This is a genomic window from Mycoplasma sp. 4013 (assembly GCF_054353875.1).
On record NZ_JBTHHK010000001.1, the window covers coordinates 117,237 to 141,943 of the forward strand.

Sequence of the window (24,707 nt, forward strand, 5' to 3'; positions counted from 1 at the left end):
TTTCTTTTATCTATTTATTAATAGATAAAATTATAACATCTAAAATTTATGTATTTTATATTTTTTGAAGTAAAATTTCTTGTTTTCTTTGTAGAAATTTTTGTCATTTTCTATAAAGAAAAACCTTAAAAAACACTAAAGAAGAAATTAAGAAAATAATGCTTATGTGAAATACTATTGCAATATAAGGAATCGGAATAGGCACAATAGAAGCAATTGTGTAAAATTCTCCTCCATATTGTCAATCTAAGTTTACTAAACCAGAAGCATTGTGTGTTATATTGAGTGCAAAAATCATTATAGTAGTGTATACAAGTTGAATAAGGAAGAATATATTTGTGTAAATTATATCTTTGTATTTATTATCGTGATAGGATATATAATAATATGCTCCTATAACATATATAATAAAGTGCAACATAAAATAAAGTTTGTTTAATGATGTACCGATAAAAATATATCATAAATTTATTGATGCCTGTGGTTCGGTATAAGGAACAAAAATAACTGTTAAAAATCCACAAAGAGCTGCTGTCGGAGCAATATACGAAATGATTTTATGATTTTTTTCACTTATCAACAGGATGCTAATTATTAAATATAACATCGGACATATATCGAGTAAAAGTGATTTTGACAAAACAGTGCTTCGATAAAAATCATTGCTAGGTGCTGATGTAATTTCAGAAATTAAAGCAATATCTCTAAATCATCTTGCTGCAGCAAAGTATATTAATAATGTAATTCCGATGCTAATTTTTATCCATCTTTTTCTAAGTTTGTTTTTTGTCTTTTTGTTTATATACCAAGGTAAAAAAGCGAAAACAAAAGACAAAAACAAAATAAGTATTAAAAATCCATTTTTCATTTATTCCCAACTAATAAATTATATAAGTTTCACGAAAAAGACAAAAAAACCACAGCGTGGTTTAAATGAGGATAGGATATATTATCTTTTAATTTCTTTAAGACGAGCACTTTTACCTTTACGATCACGCATGTAGAATAATCTTTTTCTACGAACTTTGTTTGAACGTACTACTTCGATGTGTGCGATTAAAGGTGAGTGTACAGGGAATGTTCTTTCAACACCAATTCCATAAGAAATTTTTCTAACAGTAAATGATTCTCTAGTTCCTGATTCTTTTTTAGAAATTACTAAACCTTCAAAAACTTGGATACGTTCTTTTTCACCTTCGCGGATACGAACTGAAACACGAACATTATCGCCTGTTTGAAAGTTTGGTAAATCATTACGCAACTGACTTTGTTCTACAATTTCTAATAATTTATTTCTCATTTTGAATCCTTTCAATGATATCGGGACGATTTTTTAATGTTTTTGTATATTGTGCATCCCGTTTTCATTTATCAATTTCTTTATGATTACCATTAAACAAGACTTCAGGGACTTTCATACCCTTATATTCTCTTGGCCTGGTATATTGTGGGTAATCTAATAAACCTTGTCCTTGAAAAGAGTCATTAATATGTGATTCTGCTTTTATAACACTAGGTAGCAATCTAATTATACTATCAGCAATAACCATTGCTGGGAGTTCTCCGCCTGTCAAAACATAATCACCTATTGATAATTCTAAGTCAACTAGTTCAACAACCCTTTCATCAAAACCTTCGTATCTACCTGCTATTAATGTAATTTGATCCTTTTTAGATAATTCATTTGCAATTTGTTGGTTAAAAGTTTTACCCTGTGGTGAAACTAAGATTTTATAACCACCACGATTCTTTAATGAATCTAATGCTAAATCAATTGGTTCAACTTGAAGCAAAAGACCGTGTCCACCCCCATAAATTTCATCGTCTACTTTACGGTGTTTGTCTTTACTGAAATTTCTAAAATCAATAACATTAATTTCAATAATATTATTCTGAATAGCTTTATGAATAATGCTTTCTTGATAAAAAGGTGTGAAATAATTTGGAAACAAGGTTAAAAAATTGATTTTCATTTTATTTTGATACTTTGTGAGCTTTAAGTAGGTTCGCAACTGTGTCAGTAGGTTTTGCACCTTGATTTAATCATTTAACTGTAGCCTCTTTGTTTAAAACAAATTCCTTAGTCGATGGATTGTAGTGTCCTAATGCTTCAATAAATCTTCCATCACGTGGAGCTCTTGCATCAGCAGCAACAATTTTATATACTGGTTTGAATTTACATCCCATACGTTTAAGTCTTATTTTTACCATTAATATCCTCCTTTGCTGTCAAGTAATTTTACTTGACACTCTAAAATGTTGTATAAATTATAATAAAAAAATTTTTATAATCAAATTTAATTTAAAAATTCATTTAAGACTATATAAAAGACTTAAATGAATTTTGTTAATATATTAACCTACTACCCGTAAATCAAGATATCATTTTGGAAGTATATACTGACCTATTGAGAAGGTATTGTTAGCACCAAATTTAAAATCATAATTTTTAAAATAAATATAGTTAAAAATTATTATTATAGCTAATGCAATAAATGCTAATAAAACTAATATATCGATTCAAGTAGGTTTAATTTGTCGATATTTTGTCCGTTTTTCATATGGATCATAACCACGAGTTTCCATTGAGTTTGCTAAATCATCCGCTTTTTGAAAAGATGAAACAAATAAAGGGATAATTAAGGTAGTAAATGCGGTTATTTTTTCTTTTAAATTACCATTTTTAAAATCCACTCCACGTGAAGATTGAGCTTTTATAATTCTTTGCGATTCATCTACTAATGTTGGGATAAAACGCAAAGCGATCGAGATAATTGTAGCGATAATATGTGTTGGAATAAATAAGAATTTTAAAGGATAAATTAAATCTTCGATTGCTTTATTTAATAAAATAGGCCGTGTTGTGTTGGTAAGCAAAGATGTAATTAAAACCATTATGTAAATTCTTAAAAACAATGCTAAAGTTCTGTTGATAGAATTTAAAGAAACACCATATTGGATTTTCGCATTTTGTCCAAATGTTTTTACAAGTGTTGAATAATCAAAGTTAGTTCCTAAATAATATTGCTGTCAACTGATCGGGGTGGTAAAATCTGATTTAGATGTATAAAAACTTCAAAAAAGTTCATTGTGATAGTGATCATTATAGACTGATTCAGAATTTATGATATATAAATTAACTAAGAAAATAACAACTGAAATAAAAATAGGTAGTTTAAGTAACTTAAATAAAGGTCTAATTTTTTTAGTAGATGCTAGATAAATAATTACCAAAGGAAGTAAAATAACAAATAAATCAATAAATGAACTAGCAATAAATACCATTATAATATATAAAACAGTTAAAAAAACCTTTATACGAGGATCGAAATTATAAAGAAAACCATTACCAGGGATATAACGACCAAAAATACTTTTCATTATTTATCCTCTCTTGATAAATTGATAAAATCAGCAAGTTCTTTTAATGATTTTACCTTAGGTACATCTAATCCGTTTTGTCTTAATTTAAAGACAAATTCGAGTAATTTGGGAGGCTGTAAATTGTTTTCTTTTAGAAAAAGAATATCATTTAAAACTTCATAAGGTTGTCCTTGTCGCACAAGTTTTCCGTCTTTTAAAACAACAACTTTACTTGCTCTTTCTAGGACACGGTCTAAATCATGTGTAACATTTATAATGGTTTTACCGCTTTGGTTGAGTTTGGTTAAAATATCCAAGATTTCTACCACACCCACAGGATCCAATCCAGCAGTAGGTTCATCAAAAACCATAAAATCAGGGTTCATTGCTAAGATACCAGCAATAGCAACGCGTCGTTTTTGTCCACCCGACAACTCAAAAGGACTGCGAGACAAATATTCTGAACCCAATCCTACCATTTCCAAACATTTTCTAGCTCTTTGATATGCTTCTTCTTTCGGTACACCATATGCAATAGGACCAAAAGCGATGTCATCTTTTATAGTATTTTTGAAAAGTTGGTATTCAGCAAACTGAAAAACTATCCCGATTTTCTTACGTATTTCTTTTAGGTTTTTAATTTTTCTTCGTTTTTGTGAATCGTTTATGATATGAAATTTTTCTGTATGGTAGTTTTTTAACTTTTTATTATATATATCAGTTGAAAAAGTTCATTCTACTGTTCCAAAAGAAGGTTTAAGTAAGCCATTTAGATGTTCAATTAAAGTAGTTTTACCTGAGCCAGTTGACCCGATAATACCTAAGTATTCACCATCAGCAACATCTAAGGAAACATCAGTGAGAGCAGTAAATTCTCAAGGAGTTCTTTTATTAAAAATATGTGTAATTTTGTTTGTTTTTACTTGCATATATTGTCTATTAACTCCTGTTCGTTATAGGTTGGATTAATTCCTTTAATAAGTTCGCTAAGTTTATAAATAAAAGGAGAATCAATTTTCGCTAAATCAATTATGTCTTTATTATTTAGTATTTCTTGTGGTGAGCCAAATGCTACTAATTCACCATTTGAAAAAACTAAACATTTATCAGCTAAAATTGCTTCATCCATATTATGTGTGATAGAAATTAAAGTTTTCTGCCTTGAATCGCGAATTTCTTTAATTAAATTTAAAACATCATGACGGCCCTTTGGATCAAGCATCGAAGTAACTTCATCAAAAATCATAACATCTGGATCTAATGCTAAAACCGAGGCGATTGCAACACGTTGTTTTTGCCCACCAGAAAGGTTTTCAGGTTCTCTTTCAAGATGATTTTGCATCCCAACACGTGTAGCACATTTTAAGATAATATCTTTCATTAATTTTGGATTAACACATCGATTTTCAAGTCCAAAAGCAATATCATCTTCAACAGAAGAACCGATAAACTGGTTATCAGGGTTTTGAAAAATAATACCTATTTTTTTGCGAACCTGAACTAGTGTAGTACGATGATATTCAATACCATCAATATAAACTGAACCTTGTTGCGGCTTAAGCAAACCGACCAAAATTTTAGAAAGGGTGCTTTTTCCACTCCCGTTATGACCTAAAACAGCTATATATTCACCTTTTCTGATGTGAAAAGAAACATTTTTCAATGCAGGTTGCAAGATTCCAGGTTTATAACTAAAAACGATGTTATTAACTTTTATCATATATATATTTTAATAAAAAAGCAGGATTTAAAGAATTATTTTTATTTTTATGTTTTATAATAAATTATAAATATTTTAATTTTGTTTTATTAATTTGTATTTTAAAAATACTTAGCGACCTACAAAAAGAACTTGTGGAAAATTTCCACATTTAGACATTTATGGTATAATCTAAATTATGAATATCAAAAAACAATTATCATATAAAGACATAGCAGCACAATCTAAAGTTTCTATTTCAACTATTTCAAGGTTTTATAACAACGGATACGTGTCTAAAAAAACAAAAGAAAGAATTCAAGCCGTAGTAAAAGCAAATGAGTATTATCCCAATCAAGGAGCCCGTTTAATCAGAGGTCGTGATAATTCGGTATTTATTATTATGCCAATTTGAGCGCAAAATTTATATGCATCTATTGTAAGTGGAATTACCATTTCTTGTGCAAAAACAGGAAGAAGAGTAAATACAACTTATTCAGGCAGTTCAACATCTGAATATATTGATTCAATAAGATATGCATTATCTTGAAAACCCGGATCAATTGTTGTATTTATTCCACAATATGATAAAGAATTATTTGACTTTATTCGTAAAACAGATGATACAACATTTATAGTTTACGGACATCAAGTTCGGGGGATAAATTGAATCAAACCTGATGTGACCAAAGGCTTTTATGATTTAACTAACAAAGTAATGTTAAGTACACACCCTAAGGATCGAAAAGCAATTTTTGTTAAAGATGATCGCCTTAGTGATTCGCAAATTGCTGAAAGAATTCAAGGATACGAAAGAGCTTGTTCGGAAAATGGTTGAGAAATTCATGATTTTCATCTAAGTACCAAAAAAGAAATTGATGAAATTATTCGTTTGAATAATTACCTTAAAAAGAACAATATTAAAAATATTATATGTTCAACACACGAAGTTTATGTAACTTTAACTGTTACATTAGGGGTGCGTGAATACACATTTACAGATATAGGTTATCAATCAATTTATGATAATATGAAGAATTATTCAGCAAAAATATTCATTGATTATCCTAATATCGGTTTTAAAATTGATGATATGATTACAGTTTATAAAGAAACACATGAATTTATTTCTAAAATAATTCCTATTGAAATTTTAGAACCAAGAAGATAATGTCAAAATTTAAAAAACATTATGATAATTTTATAACAATCTTCACATCAATTGTTTGGTCAACGAAAAAATTAGATGATGTTTTAGGTAATCAACTTAAACGCATTCGTTTTGTTCGCTTAGGTTATGTAGGTTTAGTAATTTTTGCTTCTCTAATTTCAGTTTTTTCTTTGGTTTCACCAACCGAAGCGATTAAACCTTATTGAGGACCTGCTGTTGCTACATTACAGCTTATTACCTTTACATTTTTTATCTTTGATTTTGTTGCACACTTAGTTACATATCGGATTTATAATAATTTAAATAAAGATATTCAGTTGTGAAAAAGTACAGTAAAATTTATTTTTTCTGGGACAGGGATTGTTATTTTATTGTGTATTTTAACGTCTTTACATGTGATTGAGGATTTTAGTAATCATATTTCACCTGCTTTATCTAAAGCAATAAATTTCTTTAGAATCTTAAATATTTTTAGATTTATTCGTTTGTTTATAGTGTTGGCATTTTTTGCACCGTTTAAGATTATCATCGATGTTTTTGCTAAACAAAAAAAGGTGCTCTCATATGTTTTGTTATTAGTAATTTTAGTGATAATTGTTTTTGCGATATTGATATGAAATAATGAAACAGTATATTTAGAAAATGAGCAAAAAAACTGATTAGAAAGTCAAAAAATTGACTTTAAGCAGTGACAAGAATTTTTAAATTATAAAAATTTAAATGAAATAGAGACAAAAAAATTCTTACAACAACATCCTAATTTACAGACAAACCTAGCAAATTTTGAAAATAATTATCAAAGTTATCAAGATTTATCTAGTGGTTATGTAAAGAATTTTGTGGATGCTTTGTATTTTTCAACTATCACATTAACTACAATAGGTTATGGTGACTTACTACCACATGCACCAATTACAAAAATTATAGTTTCAGTCAATGCATTGATTGCTTTAGCGATTATAGCTATCCCATCCGGGGTTATAGCAGGAGCATTCTTAACAGAAATGCAAGCACATATACATAAAAAGAACAAAAAAAAGGACACTGAAGTGATTGATGAAACAAATCAAAATGCTTCGGAAAACGAGGTAAGCAATGATTAAATTAGGATCTCACATTTCTTTTAAAGCTCCACATTATTTACCTGGGGCAGTAAAAGAATCACAAGAAAACGGTGCAAATACAATGATGGTTTATCTTGGAGCACCACAAACTACCAAGAGAGTAGATGTAGAAAAATATAAATTACAAGAATATGAAGAAAATTGAGCTAATGTGATTCCAAAAGAAGATATTATAGTTCATGCACCATATGTTATTAATCCAGCAAGTCCATCAAAACATGCTTTTTCAAATGATTTTTTAATAGCAGAAATTAAAAGAATGAATTATTTAGGATTAAAATGATTAGTCTTGCACCCAGGATCATATACAGAATTTGAACCACAAGAAGCACTTGATCAACTTGTTGATTCACTTAAATATATACTTGAAAATACAAAAGATGTAGTAATTTGCATTGAAACAATGGCAGGAAAAGGAACAGAAATTGGTACAAATTTTGAGCAAATTCGTTTTATTTTAGATTGAGTTGATTCAGAACGAGTACAAGTTTGTTTAGATACGTGTCATATGTGGGATTCTGGATATGATTTGCAAGATTATGAAAATTTTAAAAATGAGCTAAAAAGATGAAATCTGCTTGAAAGAACCAAAGTAATACATTTAAATGATTCAAAGCACGAAATTTTCTCTCGTAAAGACCGCCACGCAAACATCGGAAAAGGAACAATAGGAACCGAGACACTCAAAAAATTTGTTCATGATCCTGATTTTGATAATATTCCTATTATACTAGAAACTCCATGAGCAGATGATGGACCAATTTACAAAGATGAAATAGAATTATTATTAAGTAAATAAAGAGATTTGCAGTGTAAACTGCATTTTTTTTACTTTCTGGTAACAACAAAAGATTATAAGTTCGCTTTTTGTTCTTTTTTTAGTTCGTGTTTAAAAATCATTAATAATTTAAATGGAGCGAATATGAAAAAAATTAAAAAATGAATATGAATTCTTTTAAGTGTGTTGGTTGTTCCTGCATTTGCAAGTGGTTTATTTTTATATCAACATAATAAACAAAATAACCATAAATATATTACTATAAAGGTTCAAAAGGTTATTGATGGTGATACAATCATAGCAACTGATTTATCTAATAAACAATATCATATACGGCTCTATGGAATTGATACACCTGAGACTCAAAAAGATTTTAAAAAAGAAAAGCTACAAAAATATGAAAATGATTATGCAAAGAAAGCAAAGCAATATACATCAGAATTAATTGAAAATAAAAGAATATATATGCAGCAAATTCAAGTTGATAAATATAAAAGGGTAGTTGCTGTTTTATATTTATCAACAAAAGATGATTTTTATAATTCGATTAATGCTAAATTAGTAGAAAAAGGACTTGCTAGAGTTCATTATATTCAAGATAAAAATCCTAAAGCACCTTACTATACATATAATGAAGAAATGAAGCAAATGTATGTAAAATTACTTAAAAAACAAGAGATATCAAAAAGTAATTTAAAAGGCTTTTGAAAAGAAAATTTATATACTATTTTCTCGAAACCATAGGTTTTTCTATATAAAAACAAGGGATTTATAACAAAAATGGTATAATTTAAAAAATATTTATGCTTTAGGAGTAAAAATATGTCAGCAAAGAATACACAAGATTATAGTGCAGCAAATATTAAACACTTAGAAGGTTTAGAACATGTTCGTAAGCGGCCAGGGATGTATATTGGAAGCACATCTAAATCAGGACTCCATCATATGGTTTGAGAAATTGTAGATAACTCTGTTGATGAAGCAATGGCAGGATATGCAAAAAATATTCATATAACAATAACAAAAGAAGAAAATATAATAGTAGAAGATGATGGTCGCGGCATTCCTACTGATGCTCATCCAAAATTTGGTATAAGTGCATTAGAAGTAGTTTTAACCAAACTTAATGCTGGTGGTAAATTTGAATCAAATGCATATAAAGTTAGTGGGGGTTTACATGGTGTTGGGGCTTCAGTTGTTAATGCTTTAAGTGATTCGATGAAAGCATGAGTTAAACGTAATGGGAAAGTTTATTTTGCTGAATTTCATAATGGTGGGCAAACTTTAACACCCACAAGTGTAATTGCTGATTGCGATCCAAACGAGACAGGGACCAAAATTCAATTTCATCCTGATTTTAGAATAATGGAGAAGTTGAGTTTTGATAAAGATATAATAATAGATCATATTAAACAAATAGCTCACCTTAATAAGGGTTTACTTGTTACAGTTAAAGATGAAAGAGACGATTCTTATCAAGAATTTCGATATGAAAATGGGATAATTGATTATGTTAAAGAAGTAGATGAAGGTTATAAACCTGTGAATAATGATGTTATTTATGCTTCAGGAGAATATAAATATATTGATGAACATACTCAAAACGAAGTTATTATAGGCGTAGAAGTAGCTGTGCAATACCTTTTTGACTTATATCGTTCTAATATAATTTCATATACAAATAATATTCTAACAATTGAAGGTGGGACACATATATCTGGTTTTTATGATTCAATAATGCGTTTAGTCAATTCATATGCTCAAGAAAAAGGTATTTTTAAAAATGAATCAGAGCGTTTTACCCGTGATGACTTAATTGAAGGAATGACAGCGATTATTTCAATAAAACACCCTGATCCACAGTTCGAAGGACAAACAAAGGCGAAATTAGGTTCTAAAGATGCTCGTAGAGCAGTAAATGAGATTTATTCAGAAGCTTTTGAACGCTTTTTAAATGAACATCCCGATTTAGCTAAAAAGATAGTAGAAATTGCTATAGCTGCACGTAGAGGACGTCTTGCATCGAATGCAGCAAGAGATAATGCTCGTAGAAAGAATGTTTTTGAAAGCGGAGGTTTACCAGGTAAGTTATCAGATTGTTCATCAAAAAATGCAGAAATTTCAGAGTTATTTATAGTCGAAGGAAATTCAGCTGGTGGGTCAGCTAAGATGGGTCGTGATCGTCATATCCAAGCTATATTACCACTTCGCGGGAAAATCCTAAATGTAGAAAAAACCAGACAAGAAAGAGTGTTTGGAAACGAAGAAATAATGTCGCTTATTACAGCATTAGGAACAGGATTGGGTGAAACCTTTAACATTAATAAATTAAGATACCATAAAATAGTTATAATGACAGATGCTGATGTTGATGGTGCACACATTAGAACTTTATTATTAACATTCTTCTATCGTTATTTTAAACCTTTAATAGAATATGGATTTATCTACATCGCGCAACCTCCTTTATATAAGATTTCACAAGGAAGAACGGTAGAATATGCTTTTAATGACCAACAAAAAGAAGAAATTATTGCTAAATTTAATCAGAGTCAAAAAATAACAATTCAACGCTACAAAGGACTTGGGGAAATGGACCCTATTCAACTTTGAGACACAACAATGAACCCGAAAAACCGCAAAATGTTACAAGTTCAAATTGAAGATGCAGTAAGAGCAGACCGTATTTTTGAAATTCTTATGGGTGAAAATGTTTTACCACGTAAACAATTTATAGAAAATAATGCAAAATATGTTAAAAATATTGATTTATAAAAGTACCTATTAATTAGGTACTTTTATAAATTACATTAGCATATGGTTATTTAATCAATAACGATTCTTCATCCATTTGTTTTGGTTTTGGGATATTTAGATAATCTAATAAAGTTGGTGAAATATTAGCTAGACATCCATCTTTTAATTTTACTGATTTATCGGTGCAAATAAGCATAACAGGATTACTTGTATGTTTGGTTGCTGGTTTTCCGCTTTCATCTTCAGTTATTTCTGCATTTCCGTGATCAGCTGTTATAAATACAGTGATATTGTTGCTTTGTGCTCAATCAATAATTCTTTTAATTTGTGTATCTAAAAAACTTACTGCTTCAATAGTAGATTTAAGATTTCCGGTATGTCCTACCATATCAGGGTTAGCAAAGTTCATAATAGTAACATCAAAATCTAAAGCATTTTTTAATAACTCATCGGTAATACCTTCAGCAGACATATGTGGTGCATCAGCATATGATTCTACCTTCAATGAATCAACCATAATTCTTTTTGAGTTTTTAAACACAATGTCTTTTCCGCCATCCATAAAGTAAGTCACATGTGCATATTTTTGTGTTTCAGCAACACGTAATTGACTTACACCTGCTTCTTCCAAAACCCTACCAATAGGCATATTAATTTCCATTTCATCAAATGCAATATTTGTTTGAATTCCTTCATATTTCATCATTGAAACAAATTGGTTAATTTTAACAGGTTGTGACGGTTTATTTTCGTATAAAGGCGAACCAATTAATAAATGAGTTAGTTGTCTAGCTCGATCAGGACGGAAGTTAAAGAAAATAATCGAATCACCATCTTTTATAAATGAATCTGCTGACAAGTTTGCTTTTTGTGCAGGTATAAAAAACTCATCTGAAATATCATTAGCATATTGCGAATCAACATAATCAAGAGCATTTTGATATTTATTTTGCGAATTACCTAATAAAGTTGCGTATGCTTTTTCAACACGATCAAACATTTTATCACGGTCCATTGCATAAAAGCGACCAGAAACGGTTGCGATGTTGTAATTATATTTATCACAGATATCTTGTAGTTTTTGCATTGATGCTTTGATTGAACGAGGGGCAACATCACGACCATCACCAAAAGCATGTACAGAAACTTTTTTAAGTCCATATTCGTATGCTGCATCTAGAAGTTCAAATAAATGTGTTTCTAATGAGTGAACACCACCTGGAGATAAAAGTCCCATTAGATGAAGTGTTGAATTATTCTTTTTAACATCCTCGAATGCTTTTACAAATGCTGGAGCAGATTTAAAAGTTCCATCTTTTAAAGCTTTGTTAATTAATGATAATCCTGTATACACAATTGTTCCTGCACCAATATTTAGATGTCCCACTTCTGAATTACCCATTTGTCCTTTTGGTAATCCTACAAACTCACCAGAAGCCTGAATTAATGAATTAGGGTATTCAGCAAATAATTTATCAAAGGTTGGTGTATTTGCTAAAGCAAAACCGTTTCCTTGGCTTTCCCTACGTAATCCTAATCCATCTATAACTATTAAAATAACTTTTTTCATATTAAACCTCGATATATTTAATAGATATTGTATCACAAATTATCTTTTTGTTGCAACAGATAATTTTCCACCTATAACTGTATATTCCATATTTTCAACCATTTTAAGTTGATATTCAAATTCGGATAAATTATCGTATGCTTTAGAAAATAAAAACATTATAAAATCATACACCATCATCATTGCACGAACATCATTTTCACAATATTTTTTTAAGTTAGGAACGATATTGTTTTGTCATACAGCATCATTGGTTGCGCCTAAATATCTTAATATAGCAGCTTCCATTGCCATTGTTCCTTTTTGAATTACAAGTTCTGAATAAGGTGTGATTTTGTTTTTCAGATCAAAATTCATATGAGTGATGTATTTTTCTATTTTCTTAATAGAAAAATAGTATTTTAGGAAGTTGATATGAATTAGTTTTTTAGTAGTTATTATGTTTTCTTTAATAAAATCTTTATCAACTTTTGTTGTTTTTATGTTATTACCATCTTCGTAAAAAGCAGTAATTTTTTCATAATTTTTTTTCTCTTGCTTTGAATTTTTAAAACAATCAGCTAAATCAATTGTGTGATTATTAATTCAATCCACCATACCAGCAAAATAATGAATGCTTTTATATTTTTGATCAATATATTGTTCAAATTCTTTGTTGTTTAGGTAATTTTCAGTAACTAAATCTTTAATCTCCTTATTGCGTGCATTTTCATAATTTTTGTTATATACAACAAATCAATCTGCTTTATTTGAATAAATGACATCGATTAAATCAACTAAATTATATATAGTTAAATCTTTTGTATCTATTACAATATTTTCAACTTTTTCTTCGATGCCATTTTTAGTTATAATAACAGAAACTTGATTTACTAATTGATTATATGGAGCAATATTATTTAAAGGAGGATATAAGTCAGAAAAACCCTCATAATCATATCAACAGATCCGAGCATCTTTTTGATGTAAGGGGAGAATTTTTGTCAAAGCATCTAAGTTAAAAAAATTAATGTTTTTATTATATAGTTCTATTTTTCTTGTAAATTCAACTAAATTTTCTTTTTCTTTTTTGCTAAAGAAAGAAAAAGAAATTTCATCAAAATTTGGACCTATAAACAGTTTATATAAAGCAATTTTTTGTTCTTTATTAATAAAGTTTCATTCATCAATTCATATTTTTTGTGAATTTGTTTGATAGTTTAATGTGTTATTCAATCAACTTTTTACAGATTCGATTTTTTTATCTTTTTCAATTGATAAAAACTTATATATTGCATCAAAGTTGCTTTTGTTGTTAAATTCATTAAATGCTTTTTCAATAATTTTTTTATATATCTTAAAAGACCGAAATTCAATGGTAATTTCTTTTGAAAGATTTTCAATAATAAAAAGTTTTTCATCAGTTGAATGAAGTATGTCAGCTGTTTTTTGAGAAAATGAAATACCATTTCTTTTGATAATATTAATAAATTCTAAATGGCTGTTTTCATTATGGTTAAAGCCTAATTTCAAATTAATATCACCTGTTCTTACTAATGCTTCAAACATCTGTTTTTGATATGTGCTAGGATTATCCTTAGAAATTTTACGGATAGATTTTGTAACATCAGCAGCAAAAGATTCATAAAAGTTTATTTTACCTTTTTGTACCTTACGATGTATTCTATCTCAGGGATTTATTATTAAAACTGACATATCGTTAATATTAATGTTGTTTGTCTTAAAAATTTGATAAATATAGAAATGTTTGTAATACATTTCATATTTACATCTTGCTGTATAACTTAATAAAACTAATTTGTTCAAGGATTTATGATAAATAAAGAAAGGTGCAACATAATCGAAATCGCCTGATACATCATATAATGTTCCGTTAAAGATTAAATCTATTTCATTATCCTTGATAGCTTTTAATGTATCGATATGCTTGGTTTGATAGTCACTTTTCGATGAAATAAATTTAACTTGTGAATTTGGAATATTATATTTATTTAAATATCAATTTAATGCATCTTTTAAATAATTATCATAACTATCTTTATTTACTTTTATATATGTTTCTGTATCACTAACAGAATCTAAATTTAATTCATGAAATGCATCAATATCGTGATTTTCGAAAAATTCATAATCAAAATTAACAAATTGCTCATCATCTTCTTCGTTAGTTATTTCGATGTTATCTCAAGTTCTGTTTCATCTCTTTTGATATTCTTGTTTAATATCACTAATAAGTGAATCGTTATTTCAAATTAATGCAGGATTATTACCAAAAACGCGTTTAAAAATATTTCATGTAACTTTATTTTGTTGTTTTTGCATTTTATTCAGAATCCTTTTTCTCGATTAGTTTTTGCTCCACTTTTTCAAGTTTAGCAATTTCTTTAATAAATTCTGATTTTCCAAAATCACTTATCTTACGCTGCATTTTTGAAAAATGTTTATGTGCTATATTATTTGCACTATCTTCTATGCTAGATAAAAGTTTTCGCATCTTATCTGCATTTTCAATAATACCTTCAATTTCTTTGTTTGATTTCTCGATATGATTTAATATATTTTTTTCTACAAAGTCGTTGAATTTCTCAAGTATTACTTTTTTACTATTAAATTCTATTTTGTCTGCATTTAATGAATATTTTATTTGTAAGATGTTTTTTAATAATGAAATAAGATTTATTAAAGCAACATCACGAACAATAAATATCTCGTTATAACCTGAAATTTTTTCAATATAAAGAACGCTATTAGGTTCTAATTCAGTGACTAAAATTGCAAAATCAGCCTTAAAGTTTTTTCGATCTTGTTCGAGTTTTTCAATAAAGTCTTTGTTTCTTTTTGATCCTTGTTCAGTGATTCTGTTTTTTGCTTCAATTATAATAGTCCCATATGAATTTTTATCGTCATCTAAGATATTTAAATCTTTAAAATCTATTTTAAAATCGGGTTTTCTATTGTTTATATGTTTGGTAGTTTTTTCAAAACTAACATCTTCTGAGAATGCAAAACCTTCTGCAAGTTTATTAAAAATATGATTCTCAAATTCCTCGCCATATTCCTTAGTTGATTTATTATATCTATATTTTTGTAAGGTTTCTAACTCGGTTTGAAGTTTAGTTGATAACTGTTTTTTGTCTTCAAATTCAGCAAGTAGTTTTTCGTTCTTTTCTAGAAGTGATTGCTTTTCTACATTTAAAATTTGAAGTTTATTTTCTAATTCCATCAATTGTTTTTGATGTTGTTGTTGAAGTTTAAGTTTTATGTTTTCAATTTCTTTATTTAAAATAGTATTTTTATAATCTTTCTTTTCTGCTTCAAATTTATCTTTTAACTTATCTCTTTCTTGCTCGAGTTGCTTGTAATAATTATCCCTAAGTTCGTTTTCAAGTTTTTGTGTTTTTTCAACATTTTCAATTATAAGTTTATTAATTTCATTATCTTTTTGATTTTTTAGTTCATTGTATTCTTTTGAATTCTTTATTTCTCTTGTGAAAGTTTTTTCTAAATTTTCTTGTATTTCTTTAGTAAGTCGATTTTTTTCATTTTGTATAATTTGTTCCCTGATTTTACCTGTTTCATCTGTAATTTTTTTTAGATCTTGGTTCAGAATATCGTTTAAATTAAAATAATCTCCATCTGAAACATTAATATCATCGATGAAGAATTCAAGGTTTTGAATATCTTTAATTTTAATATTAATTTTTTTTGATTTAACTTGCATGTCACCCCCTTAATATATAATTATTTTAATAATTATATATATAGTTTAACAAAAGCAAATAAAATACAAGAAATTTTCTTGTATTTTAATTATTAGTACACCGATTCTAGTCATTCTTTTTATAAGGTTTTAAGGTTAATAATTCAGTTAGTAGTTCATCATAATCAAATTTAGAATTATCTATACCAAAGTTCCTAATAAGACTTAGTCATTTTTCTTTTAAATCTTTAACATTGTTTGATGATTCTAATCCTATATTGATATAATCTTCTTTTTCGTTAAGTCAGTAGACATTTAAATTAGAATTATAAGGTTTATTTTTTTGATATCACTTACAATTAATTTCATTACCATTTAGATCTGTATTTGTATTAATTCTTCTTAATCTTTTATAATTTACATCTATACCTATATTATTTTCATTATTTGTATCAAGAGTAAATGTTCTCTTTCCACCATCTTCACGATTTAGTTCTAAAACAGCATGACCGGTTGTTCCAGAACCGGCATAGAAGTCTAAAACACGGGAGTTTTTGTTAAGTAATTTTAGAATATGTTTAATTAATGTAGTTGGTTTTGGTGTTTGAAATTTTGAGTTTTTATCTAAAATTGATTCTATTTCTCTTTTTGCACTGGTCAAAGAACCAAGGTTCTCAAATATACTTGATTGAACTTTTGAATTTATATTGTATTCAGATTCATAAATTTTTAATCTTGGAACATTGTTTCCATTAAAATATAACGAAACAGTACCATTTTTATAATCATCATATGAAAATTTTCAATTTCTAATGCATTCTTTGCCACCAGGAAGAGAAATAGGGAATTTATTTTTATTACTATTTTGATTAGGATTGGCTGCATTGCTACTGAATCAGTTTCCTTTTGGGTCATTATCGGGATTTTGAAAATTCATTGTATTTTTCTGTCTTAAGAATACAACCTCGGATATTTTCTTTGCATATAAAAGAATATATTCGTGATCATTTCTTATAAGTTTTGATTGTTTGAGAACACTATTTACAGATTTTCATACCAAAGAATCAACAAAATTCCCTTCTCCAAATATTTCATCCATTAAAACCTTTAAATATGCTTGTTCATTGTTATCGATTGAAACAAAAATAACCCCATTATCCTTTAACAGCGCTCTTGCTAGTTGTAACCTTTCATTCATCATATTTAGTCAACCATTTTGTGTGAATTTATCACGGTAACTAAATGATTTTGCTGCAATGTTTTCTTTATCATTTGCTAATTTATTTCCATCTTTTAATGAACTTTCGGTATTATAAGGGGGATCGATATAAATAACATCGTAATTAAAATCTAATCCGTTTCTTTGTCTATGTCTTTCAATTAATATGAGATTCTTTAATGCATCATAGTTTTCACCTATGATTAAGGTATTTTGATCTTTCGGTTGTTTATTATCAAAATTAAATGATAATTGATCATCTTTTCTTAAAATAGCAATAGTTTTACTATCTGACTCAGGTGCTGCATCGAAGGTAAAACCCATTTTTACTCTTTGAATAATAAATTGTGAGATATATTGCACTCTATTTGGATTAGTAATATTATCAATAATTTCTTTAGCAATTTCTTTTTGGTCTTGGTTAAATTCAGTTGAAGAAAGTTCATCAATTCTGCTTTTTTCTTGTTTCTTTAGTTCATCTAAATTCTTTTGTAATTTAGATTTCTTTACACTAGTTTTGTTCATTATTCTCCTGTGAAACAAGATTATTTTCTGATATTGATTTAATTATCTGTTTGAGTTTAACACTTTGATTTTGAAGAATTATTCTTACACTTTCTAATGTTGAATCCCCAGAGAATGAAATATTTTTATCTTTATCAATTATTGCTATTAAAAGAGTTAAGTTTATATTTGTGCTTGTTTTATAGTTTTCTATATATTTTTTATATGATTTAAGAATATCTTCGGTCTTTTGAGAATTGATATCGTTTTCAGATTTAACTTCTATATATACAAAATGATTTTTATACTTCAATATAAAATCTGGATAACTTGAACCTTTTTTAAGTTCTGAATCATAGTATTCGATGTTAATCCCTTCGAATACTGGGTTTTTAGTTCATATTTTTAAGTTATCATCCATATCATTGTTATAATTGATTAAATTTTTAATTTCATTTGCAAAAACAGTTTCCGGATAAGAATCAAGGTATATATTTATTTCTTTATCATAATTTGTGTATGCATATTTCATATTTTCGGATACTTTAACACAATTAGTACATTCGCTTTTTTGCTTATCAACAAATACAGCAATTTCCGTAGGTAGTATTTTATCTTCAAGAAAAAAGAATTCAATTTTTCCTTCATCTACAGTTTTCTTATTTAGTTCTTTATAAATTTCTATGAGTATATTTAAATACTTTTTGATAAAAATATATCAGTATATAGTTTTGTCAAAAAATTGGACTGCTTTTTTATATTTATTAGATGTTTCGTTTTGATTTTCATTTTTGCTGTTTTTATAAAAATCATCTACTTTTTGATAAAAAGCATCAATTTCCTTAATAATAGCATCTGTTAAATAATTACTATTTTTATCAATTTGCAATAGATTATATTGTTCCATATCAATTTTATTTTCTATAATTTCACTGTTGATTACTTTATTTCCATATTTTTCTGTTTGTGCAACAATATATCCTTTGTTTTTGTATTCGTTGATAATTTCTTCTTTTATAGTTATAAATGTATCTATAGTAATATTATTAAATTCATCAATTTTTTCTTTGATTTTTGCTTCATATTCTGATTGATTTTTTTGTTTAACAATATCAAAGTTTCTCAATTGACCTATAACAAATTTCTCGCTATTATACTCATCTTTAAGATATAACTTTATTGCTTCTCTTTTTTCATAGTCAACATTACTATAAATATAGTATTTAAGTGCTTCCGAATCTAGATTTTGCTTCTTTTTAGGTACAGGATTTCGTTTAATTCTTCCAATAGTTTGAATTGGTAAGGTGCTAGACGAAATATTACGCAGTTGTACCAACATACAAGCTCTTGGGATATTTCAACCAGTTGAACCACCGATTTTAAAGATAATTACATCAGTATTATCTGAATTTTTAGAAATATCTTTAAGTGAATATCCATCTTTAGTCCGAAGTTGTTTTTCATTAATATCATCATCAAAATATTGAACATATTTTAAATTATATTTATTTAAAATTTCTTTAATTTTATTTAAATTTTTACTAAATTCTTCTTTTTTATTTAGGTCTGTATTACTGCTGTTATCAACCTGTATAAGCATCGCAGCATTAATACCAACTAAATCTGGCTCTTTTTTTGCATCATTATATCTTGCTTTAATTTGTTTAAATTCTTTACATGCAATATCTAAAATTGTTTCTAGATCGATATCATCTTTGATGTCATTTAGTCCTTTATTAAAAATCCTATGTATTTTTAATAACTTAATATCTGCTTCCATTAATTGTTTTTCAGTTAGTTCAATCAGATTTTTATAATCTTTTGGAGTAGCAGTCATCTTAACAGTAAAATGAGCATTTGATTGCATTAAATTTTCAAACTTATCTAAGTTTGCTTGTTCAGTTTTTCCGTTTCCTTTAGATTTATCAACATCAGAACCAATATGTGCTTCATCGCGGATGTAGATTAATTTATATTTTTCTTTTTTGATTTGACTAATTAAACTTTCGATAGCATTTTGTTCTTTTAAAATAGTATTTTTGCTATATGAAGAAGAACCAATTATAAAAACTTTATTATTAGCAGCAAAAAACCGATAGTTGGTTTCTTTAGAATAATTTTTCTTATTTGAAGGAGATTCAATACGTTCGACTAAAATATCCGAACCTTTTAAATACCTTTTATATTCATTAAAATTATTTTCTAGTTGTTCTGGTAGTTTGGCAACTGATAAAGTTGTAACAATGAAGATTATTTTGTCTTTTTTAAGAGTTTTGTTATGTCATTTAATCATTTGGTGAATGAAATTTAACATCATAAAGGTTTTACCAGAACCAGTAGGTGCTTTAAAATATACTGTTTTACCTTGAGGATTTTCATCATTTATATTTATGGATTTAAGATGACCTTGCGCTTCTCTACAAAGTTGTTTTACTACTTTTTCTTGTGGTTTTATGAGTTTCATACTAATTTTTACCATCCTTAATTAAAGGTTTTAAGGTTAAAAGTTCAGTAAGTAAATCATCTTTATCAAAATTAGTTTCTTGTACACCGAAATTTTTAATTAAATTAACCCATTTATTTTCAATTTCTTCAATTGTTTCATTAGATTCTAAACCTATATTAATATAGTCTTGTGAATCAAGTCAGTATACATTTAAATTAGAGTTATAAGGATTGTTCTTTTTGTATCAAGCAAGATTATATTTATTATTATCTAAACCTTCATCTGTATTGATTCTTCTTAGTCTTTGATAGTTTATATTAATACCAATATTGTTTTCGTTGTTTGTAACAAGAGTAAATGTTCTGTTTCCACCATCTTCACGATTTAGTTCTAATACAGCATGACCAGTTGTTCCGGAACCAGCGTAGAAGTCTAAAACACGTGAGTTTTTGTTAGGATGTTGATTTATTAAATATGTGATAAGTTGTATAGGTTTAGGAAAAGAAAATGATTTGTTTTCTAAAATAGAAATTAATAATCTTTTTCCTGCAGAAGTTGTTATAGAACCGTCAATAATAAGATTGGTAAAATTTCTTCCCTCTTTCGGGATTATTTTCAATCCTTCTCTGTCAATTTGTACTTTTTCGTATGATTTTCTGTATGCTCTCCAATAATTTTGTCCACTTTTATCTTTAATTTGTTTTATTACAATAAAACCGTTTTCTTTTCCGTAATTAAATAAATTCAATCCTCATGTATATGCATACGATCTTGGTTCTTTGATATTGCGGTGATTTTTAAATAACGACTGATCAGGAGCCATAATTTCATAATCCAATGATTCGCTATATTTAAATGATGTTTCAGAGCAAGAGCGGTCTAAATCGGTTAAATAATAACCTCCTCTTGTATCAAAAAATTCATCTTTTAATTTATATTTTTTTGTATCTATTTCTTTTAAATTTCAAACAACTTTATCATTATTTTTTGCATAACAAACAACATATTCATTCTCAATTTCAAGTTTGTTCTTGTCACTTCCACCCCCTGTGTTTTTGTTTCTTCAGATAAAATTTGCTACAAAATTATTTTCACCAAAAATTTCATCCATTAAAATTTTCAAATATGCTTGTTGGTTATCATCGATTGAAACAAAAATAACTCCATCATCTTTGAGAAGTTCTCTTGCCATACGAAGTCGTTCATTCATCATATTTAATCAACCGTTTCTAGTATATTTATCACGGTAAATTAAAGTTTTGTTTTTCTTATTTTCTGTATCATCTGCAACATTATTTCCATCCGATGCAGATCTTTCAGTGTTGTAAGGAGGATCGATATAAATTACATCATATTTATAATCTAACCCCGCTCTCTCTCTCTCTCTCTATGAGTATTAGATTCTTTAATGCATCATAGTTTTCACCTATGATTAATGTGTTTTGGTCTTTTGGCAGTTTATCATCAAAATTAAAAGATAATTTATCATCTTTTCTTAAGATAGCAATAGTTTTGCTATTGCTTTCGGGTGCTGCATCAAAGGTAAAACCTGTTTTTACCCTCTGTGCAATAAATTGAAAAATATATTGTATGTTATTTGGATTTGTGCAATTATCAATGATTTCTTTAGCAAGATCTTTTTGATCTTTATTAAATTCTGTCGGTGAAAGATCATCGATAATTTGTTTATATTGATTTTTTAGTATTTCTAAAGATTTAGTTTCTTTAGCAGTTAACTTAGTTTTGTTTTTTGTCATGATTCTCCTTACATATATTATGTAAATATTTTACTATGATTTCAAAGACTTTACTATATTTAAACTAAAAAGAAATTTATACAGAGAAAAGGAAAGAAAAATATAAAAATAAATACCGTTGAATAAATCAAAGGTATTAAATATGGAAAATTAATCTCTAATAACTATATAGTTATCTGCTCACTTTTCAGGAAATGTTCCTCTTTTCATTATAATAGTAAAAAAGTCTATGATAAATGTAAAAATAAGCATTCTTCATATAGCTCTAAAAAGTCATAATTTTAACATTCTCCACTTCCATGACTATATGTAATATTAACAGCATTCATCACTAAATTTTGTTTACCTTGTATAAAATTAATTAGAAAAACTATTCCCATAATTCCAAAGGTTACCGTAACTAGTAAACCGTTTATAAAACGACTTTCTCATCTTCTTCAATATCCTGCAATTCTCATAATACCTCCTTTCCTTATAATAAACAAATTCTTTGCAAAAGAATCAAATCTACATTACGAAAAAAACAAAGAAATTCATAAGAAAATATAAAATATTTATGAATAAAATATGAAAAGCAAACCTTTGAAAATCAAAGGTTTTACTTATGAAATAAATTTTATTATAATTTAAAATTTTCTTTTAATTTTGCTTCGATTATTTGTTTGATTCTTAATGAAGCTATATCTTTTTCAATATTTATAAATGTATGATGTTCTTTAGAGTAAATTTTTAAATTCTTTGAAAGTAATTTACCTAGTTGCCTATTATTTAAATACTCAATATTTACAACTTTAAAAAACTCTTTGTTCTTCAATTCAATCGTTCTGCGATATCGTTCTGTTTGTAATTGGTGGTTTTTGCTTGCATATAAGCGATTTTTTCATATAAAGTCTATATCTTTTAAAACTACAAAGACTAAATCAATTTTTGGTTCCAAAGAAAGCAAAAACTTATATCAAGGATGATAGAAGTAGTTTCAAGCAAATTTTTGTCATTTAGTAAAATAATTTATCTTAATTAAACATTTCGGGAACAAGAAATCATCTATCATATGTCTATCTATTAAGAATTTATTGAAATTTTGCATCTGTTTGATTTGTATATATCGATCTTTAAAGAATATTTTTTGAGTTCTATATCCATTTTTCTTCATATCATTCATATAATCTATGAAAATCTTTTCATCTTTTAGTCTTTCATCAATAATTTGGATGTTATTTTGATTTAAAAATTCTCTGAGATTATTGATAATACTGGATTTTCCACTTGCACCCATACCGACAAAAGCAATTGATAATCTTGATTCTTTTGATGTGATAAAGTATAAATATAAAGATATGGATAAATATATAAAGTTAATAAATATCAAGGTTCAACTTAAAAAACCAATACCAGAGAAGAAAACAAAGCAGATGATGTTTTTAAAACATCAAATTATTCAATTTGATCGAAATCCAAACGCCATCATAATCAATGCGATAATAGATATTGCATTAAATATAGCAAGGATTGCAGATGCTGATGTTTTATACTTAAAATTAGAACTAAATTCGATGTAGTTTATCCTAAGCAATTTACTAATAAAATCATTGGTGTATGGGTTTAAAAAGTAAAATGATGTTGAAATTACTACAAAGATTATAAAGAATAATATCGCTGCATACGATGATAGTCTTAGTTCCCTAATCCTTTTATTGTTCTTATGAATCAGTATTTGTTTTATATAGATATAAAACAAAATAAAGATATAAAGAATTTGGATAAATCCATCTATAACTAATCCGTTTGTAAAAGAAAAGAAAAGATATAAAATAGCATTAGTAATAGCTAAAATATAAGCAATTTTCTTTCTTTTAGCAAACAAAATAATAGAGAAAACACCCAATATCCCAGAAAAAGCAACAAAAATATTAACTACCTTTTTCCAAGTATCTATATCCCTTTCTCAAATTCAAATTAGTGAATCTAAATCATATAAAGAAAGAAAAATTAATAATGCAGAAATGATAGTTAATAATAAGATTTCGTATTTTAATCTTCTTGTTATTATAAACCTCTATTAAAATTTGTGACTTTTTGTAAGAAGCTTTGGTTGATGTGGATTTGAAATATCATAAATTCCACTACTGCTGTAACCATCAATCTTTTTAACTTGAAAATTAGTTCCGTTTAAATTTCATGAAGTACGATCTGCTCTTAATGAGTTGTTATTCACATTAGCAACTGTAAGATTTGTATATGCATCGGTTCCACCTAATGATTCTGGTGTAATATGTTCGATATTTCATCCAAAGACTGATTTTTTACCATGTTCATCAAAATGAACAATAGTTCCTGCATAATCTTTTCCTGTATTACTATCACCAAATTGTAATCTTCATAATTTTTCTGCTTTTGTTGTCATAATATCTCCTTTGTAAAATGTTTAAATATTAAAATGTATAAAGCTTATATAAATTAAAATATTTATTTTTTAGGGTTGTTGTTTCCGCGGGAACCACCAGATGGGTTTCCGGTTTTTGATGGTCATCCAGCACGATTTGGATCGTTATCTGGTCTGTTATTTCCTTTGTTTCCAGGCATAAAACCTCCTATTTATAATTAAAAATTTTTTTGCAT

22 protein-coding genes are annotated in these 24,707 nt (G+C 27.3%); 5 read left to right on the forward strand and 17 right to left on the reverse strand.

All coding sequences use genetic code 4. From position 1 onward, the window contains the following. Nucleotides 1-55: 55 nt before the first annotated feature. The 7 genes from ACXYRO_RS00480 to ACXYRO_RS00510 form a co-directional block, all read right to left on the reverse strand. Entirely contained in the window at nt 56-868 is an 813-nt protein-coding gene (locus ACXYRO_RS00480) for a DUF5378 family protein (protein ID WP_458613985.1), read from the reverse strand. Between the two features lie 81 nt (nt 869-949). After that, nucleotides 950-1,300 carry a 50S ribosomal protein L19 gene (rplS, locus tag ACXYRO_RS00485; RefSeq protein ID WP_458598016.1) on the reverse strand — a complete coding sequence of 117 codons (351 nt, stop codon included), beginning with the start codon at nt 1,298-1,300 and terminating at the stop codon, nt 950-952. Further along, nucleotides 1,290-1,973, reverse strand: coding sequence for a tRNA (guanosine(37)-N1)-methyltransferase TrmD (gene trmD, locus ACXYRO_RS00490; RefSeq protein WP_458613986.1), 684 nt, complete (start codon nt 1,971-1,973; stop codon nt 1,290-1,292). Before trmD ends, rplS begins: the two co-directional genes overlap by 11 nt. 1 nt (nt 1,974) lies before the next feature. Further along, nucleotides 1,975-2,211, reverse strand: coding sequence for a 30S ribosomal protein S16 (gene rpsP, locus ACXYRO_RS00495; protein ID WP_458613987.1), 237 nt, complete (start codon nt 2,209-2,211; stop codon nt 1,975-1,977). A gap of 144 nt (nt 2,212-2,355) precedes the next feature. Continuing rightward, entirely contained in the window at nt 2,356-3,381 is a 1,026-nt protein-coding gene (locus ACXYRO_RS00500) for an energy-coupling factor transporter transmembrane component T family protein (RefSeq protein WP_435129613.1), read from the reverse strand. Then, nucleotides 3,381-4,292, reverse strand: a complete 912-nt coding sequence (locus ACXYRO_RS00505) for an energy-coupling factor transporter ATPase (RefSeq protein ID WP_458613988.1) — start codon at nt 4,290-4,292, stop codon at nt 3,381-3,383. The genes ACXYRO_RS00500 and ACXYRO_RS00505 overlap by 1 nt, the downstream gene beginning before the upstream one ends. Further along, on the reverse strand, nt 4,283-5,083 hold the full coding sequence (locus ACXYRO_RS00510; RefSeq protein WP_458613989.1) for an energy-coupling factor transporter ATPase: 801 nt from the start codon (nt 5,081-5,083) through the stop codon (nt 4,283-4,285). The genes ACXYRO_RS00505 and ACXYRO_RS00510 overlap by 10 nt, the downstream gene beginning before the upstream one ends. A gap of 178 nt (nt 5,084-5,261) precedes the next feature. Between ACXYRO_RS00510 and ACXYRO_RS00515 the strand changes: the two genes are divergently transcribed. From ACXYRO_RS00515 to gyrB, 5 genes are all read left to right on the forward strand, one after another. Continuing rightward, on the forward strand, nt 5,262-6,233 hold the full coding sequence (locus ACXYRO_RS00515; RefSeq protein WP_458598008.1) for a LacI family DNA-binding transcriptional regulator: 972 nt from the start codon (nt 5,262-5,264) through the stop codon (nt 6,231-6,233). Then, the gene (locus ACXYRO_RS00520) at nt 6,233-7,336 is read left to right on the forward strand and encodes a potassium channel family protein (RefSeq protein ID WP_458613990.1); all 1,104 of its coding nucleotides are present in this window, start codon (nt 6,233-6,235) and stop codon (nt 7,334-7,336) included. The genes ACXYRO_RS00515 and ACXYRO_RS00520 overlap by 1 nt, the downstream gene beginning before the upstream one ends. After that, a complete protein-coding gene (locus ACXYRO_RS00525; RefSeq protein ID WP_458613991.1) occupies nt 7,329-8,156 on the forward strand; it encodes a deoxyribonuclease IV in 828 nt (275 codons plus the stop codon). Before ACXYRO_RS00520 ends, ACXYRO_RS00525 begins: the two co-directional genes overlap by 8 nt. 123 nt (nt 8,157-8,279) lie before the next feature. Further along, nucleotides 8,280-8,879 (forward strand): thermonuclease family protein, encoded by a 600-nt coding sequence (locus ACXYRO_RS00530; RefSeq protein WP_458613992.1) that lies wholly within the window; start codon nt 8,280-8,282, stop codon nt 8,877-8,879. A gap of 78 nt (nt 8,880-8,957) precedes the next feature. Further along, a complete protein-coding gene (gene gyrB, locus ACXYRO_RS00535) occupies nt 8,958-10,910 on the forward strand; it encodes a DNA topoisomerase (ATP-hydrolyzing) subunit B (RefSeq protein WP_458613993.1) in 1,953 nt (650 codons plus the stop codon). A gap of 46 nt (nt 10,911-10,956) precedes the next feature. On the opposite strand, the gene gpmI is transcribed toward gyrB, so the two are convergent. From gpmI to ACXYRO_RS00585, 10 genes are all read right to left on the reverse strand, one after another. Beyond that, nucleotides 10,957-12,462, reverse strand: a complete 1,506-nt coding sequence (gene gpmI, locus ACXYRO_RS00540) for a 2,3-bisphosphoglycerate-independent phosphoglycerate mutase (protein ID WP_458613994.1) — start codon at nt 12,460-12,462, stop codon at nt 10,957-10,959. 39 nt (nt 12,463-12,501) lie between these two features. Then, the gene (locus ACXYRO_RS00545; protein ID WP_458613995.1) at nt 12,502-14,784 is read right to left on the reverse strand and encodes a UU173 family protein; all 2,283 of its coding nucleotides are present in this window, start codon (nt 14,782-14,784) and stop codon (nt 12,502-12,504) included. Nucleotide 14,785: 1 nt separating this feature from the next. After that, entirely contained in the window at nt 14,786-16,183 is a 1,398-nt protein-coding gene (locus tag ACXYRO_RS00550) for a DUF2130 domain-containing protein (RefSeq protein ID WP_458613996.1), read from the reverse strand. A gap of 106 nt (nt 16,184-16,289) precedes the next feature. Further along, the gene (locus tag ACXYRO_RS00555; RefSeq protein WP_458613997.1) at nt 16,290-17,906 is read right to left on the reverse strand and encodes a site-specific DNA-methyltransferase; all 1,617 of its coding nucleotides are present in this window, start codon (nt 17,904-17,906) and stop codon (nt 16,290-16,292) included. Further along, nucleotides 17,893-20,349, reverse strand: a complete 2,457-nt coding sequence (locus ACXYRO_RS00560) for a DEAD/DEAH box helicase family protein (RefSeq protein WP_458613998.1) — start codon at nt 20,347-20,349, stop codon at nt 17,893-17,895. Before ACXYRO_RS00560 ends, ACXYRO_RS00555 begins: the two co-directional genes overlap by 14 nt. Before the next feature lies 1 nt (nt 20,350). Further along, nucleotides 20,351-21,697 (reverse strand): site-specific DNA-methyltransferase, encoded by a 1,347-nt coding sequence (locus tag ACXYRO_RS00565; RefSeq protein WP_458614020.1) that lies wholly within the window; start codon nt 21,695-21,697, stop codon nt 20,351-20,353. After that, nucleotides 21,687-22,088 (reverse strand): hypothetical protein, encoded by a 402-nt coding sequence (locus tag ACXYRO_RS00570; protein ID WP_458597751.1) that lies wholly within the window; start codon nt 22,086-22,088, stop codon nt 21,687-21,689. Before ACXYRO_RS00570 ends, ACXYRO_RS00565 begins: the two co-directional genes overlap by 11 nt. Nucleotides 22,089-22,369: 281 nt before the next feature. Then, a complete protein-coding gene (locus tag ACXYRO_RS00575; protein ID WP_458613999.1) occupies nt 22,370-22,546 on the reverse strand; it encodes a hypothetical protein in 177 nt (58 codons plus the stop codon). Nucleotides 22,547-22,707: 161 nt separating this feature from the next. Then, nucleotides 22,708-24,138 (reverse strand): nicotinamide mononucleotide transporter family protein, encoded by a 1,431-nt coding sequence (locus ACXYRO_RS00580; protein ID WP_458614021.1) that lies wholly within the window; start codon nt 24,136-24,138, stop codon nt 22,708-22,710. Between the two features lie 9 nt (nt 24,139-24,147). Then, the gene (locus tag ACXYRO_RS00585; protein WP_458614000.1) at nt 24,148-24,492 is read right to left on the reverse strand and encodes an HNH endonuclease domain-containing protein; all 345 of its coding nucleotides are present in this window, start codon (nt 24,490-24,492) and stop codon (nt 24,148-24,150) included. Nucleotides 24,493-24,707: the final 215 nt, after the last annotated feature.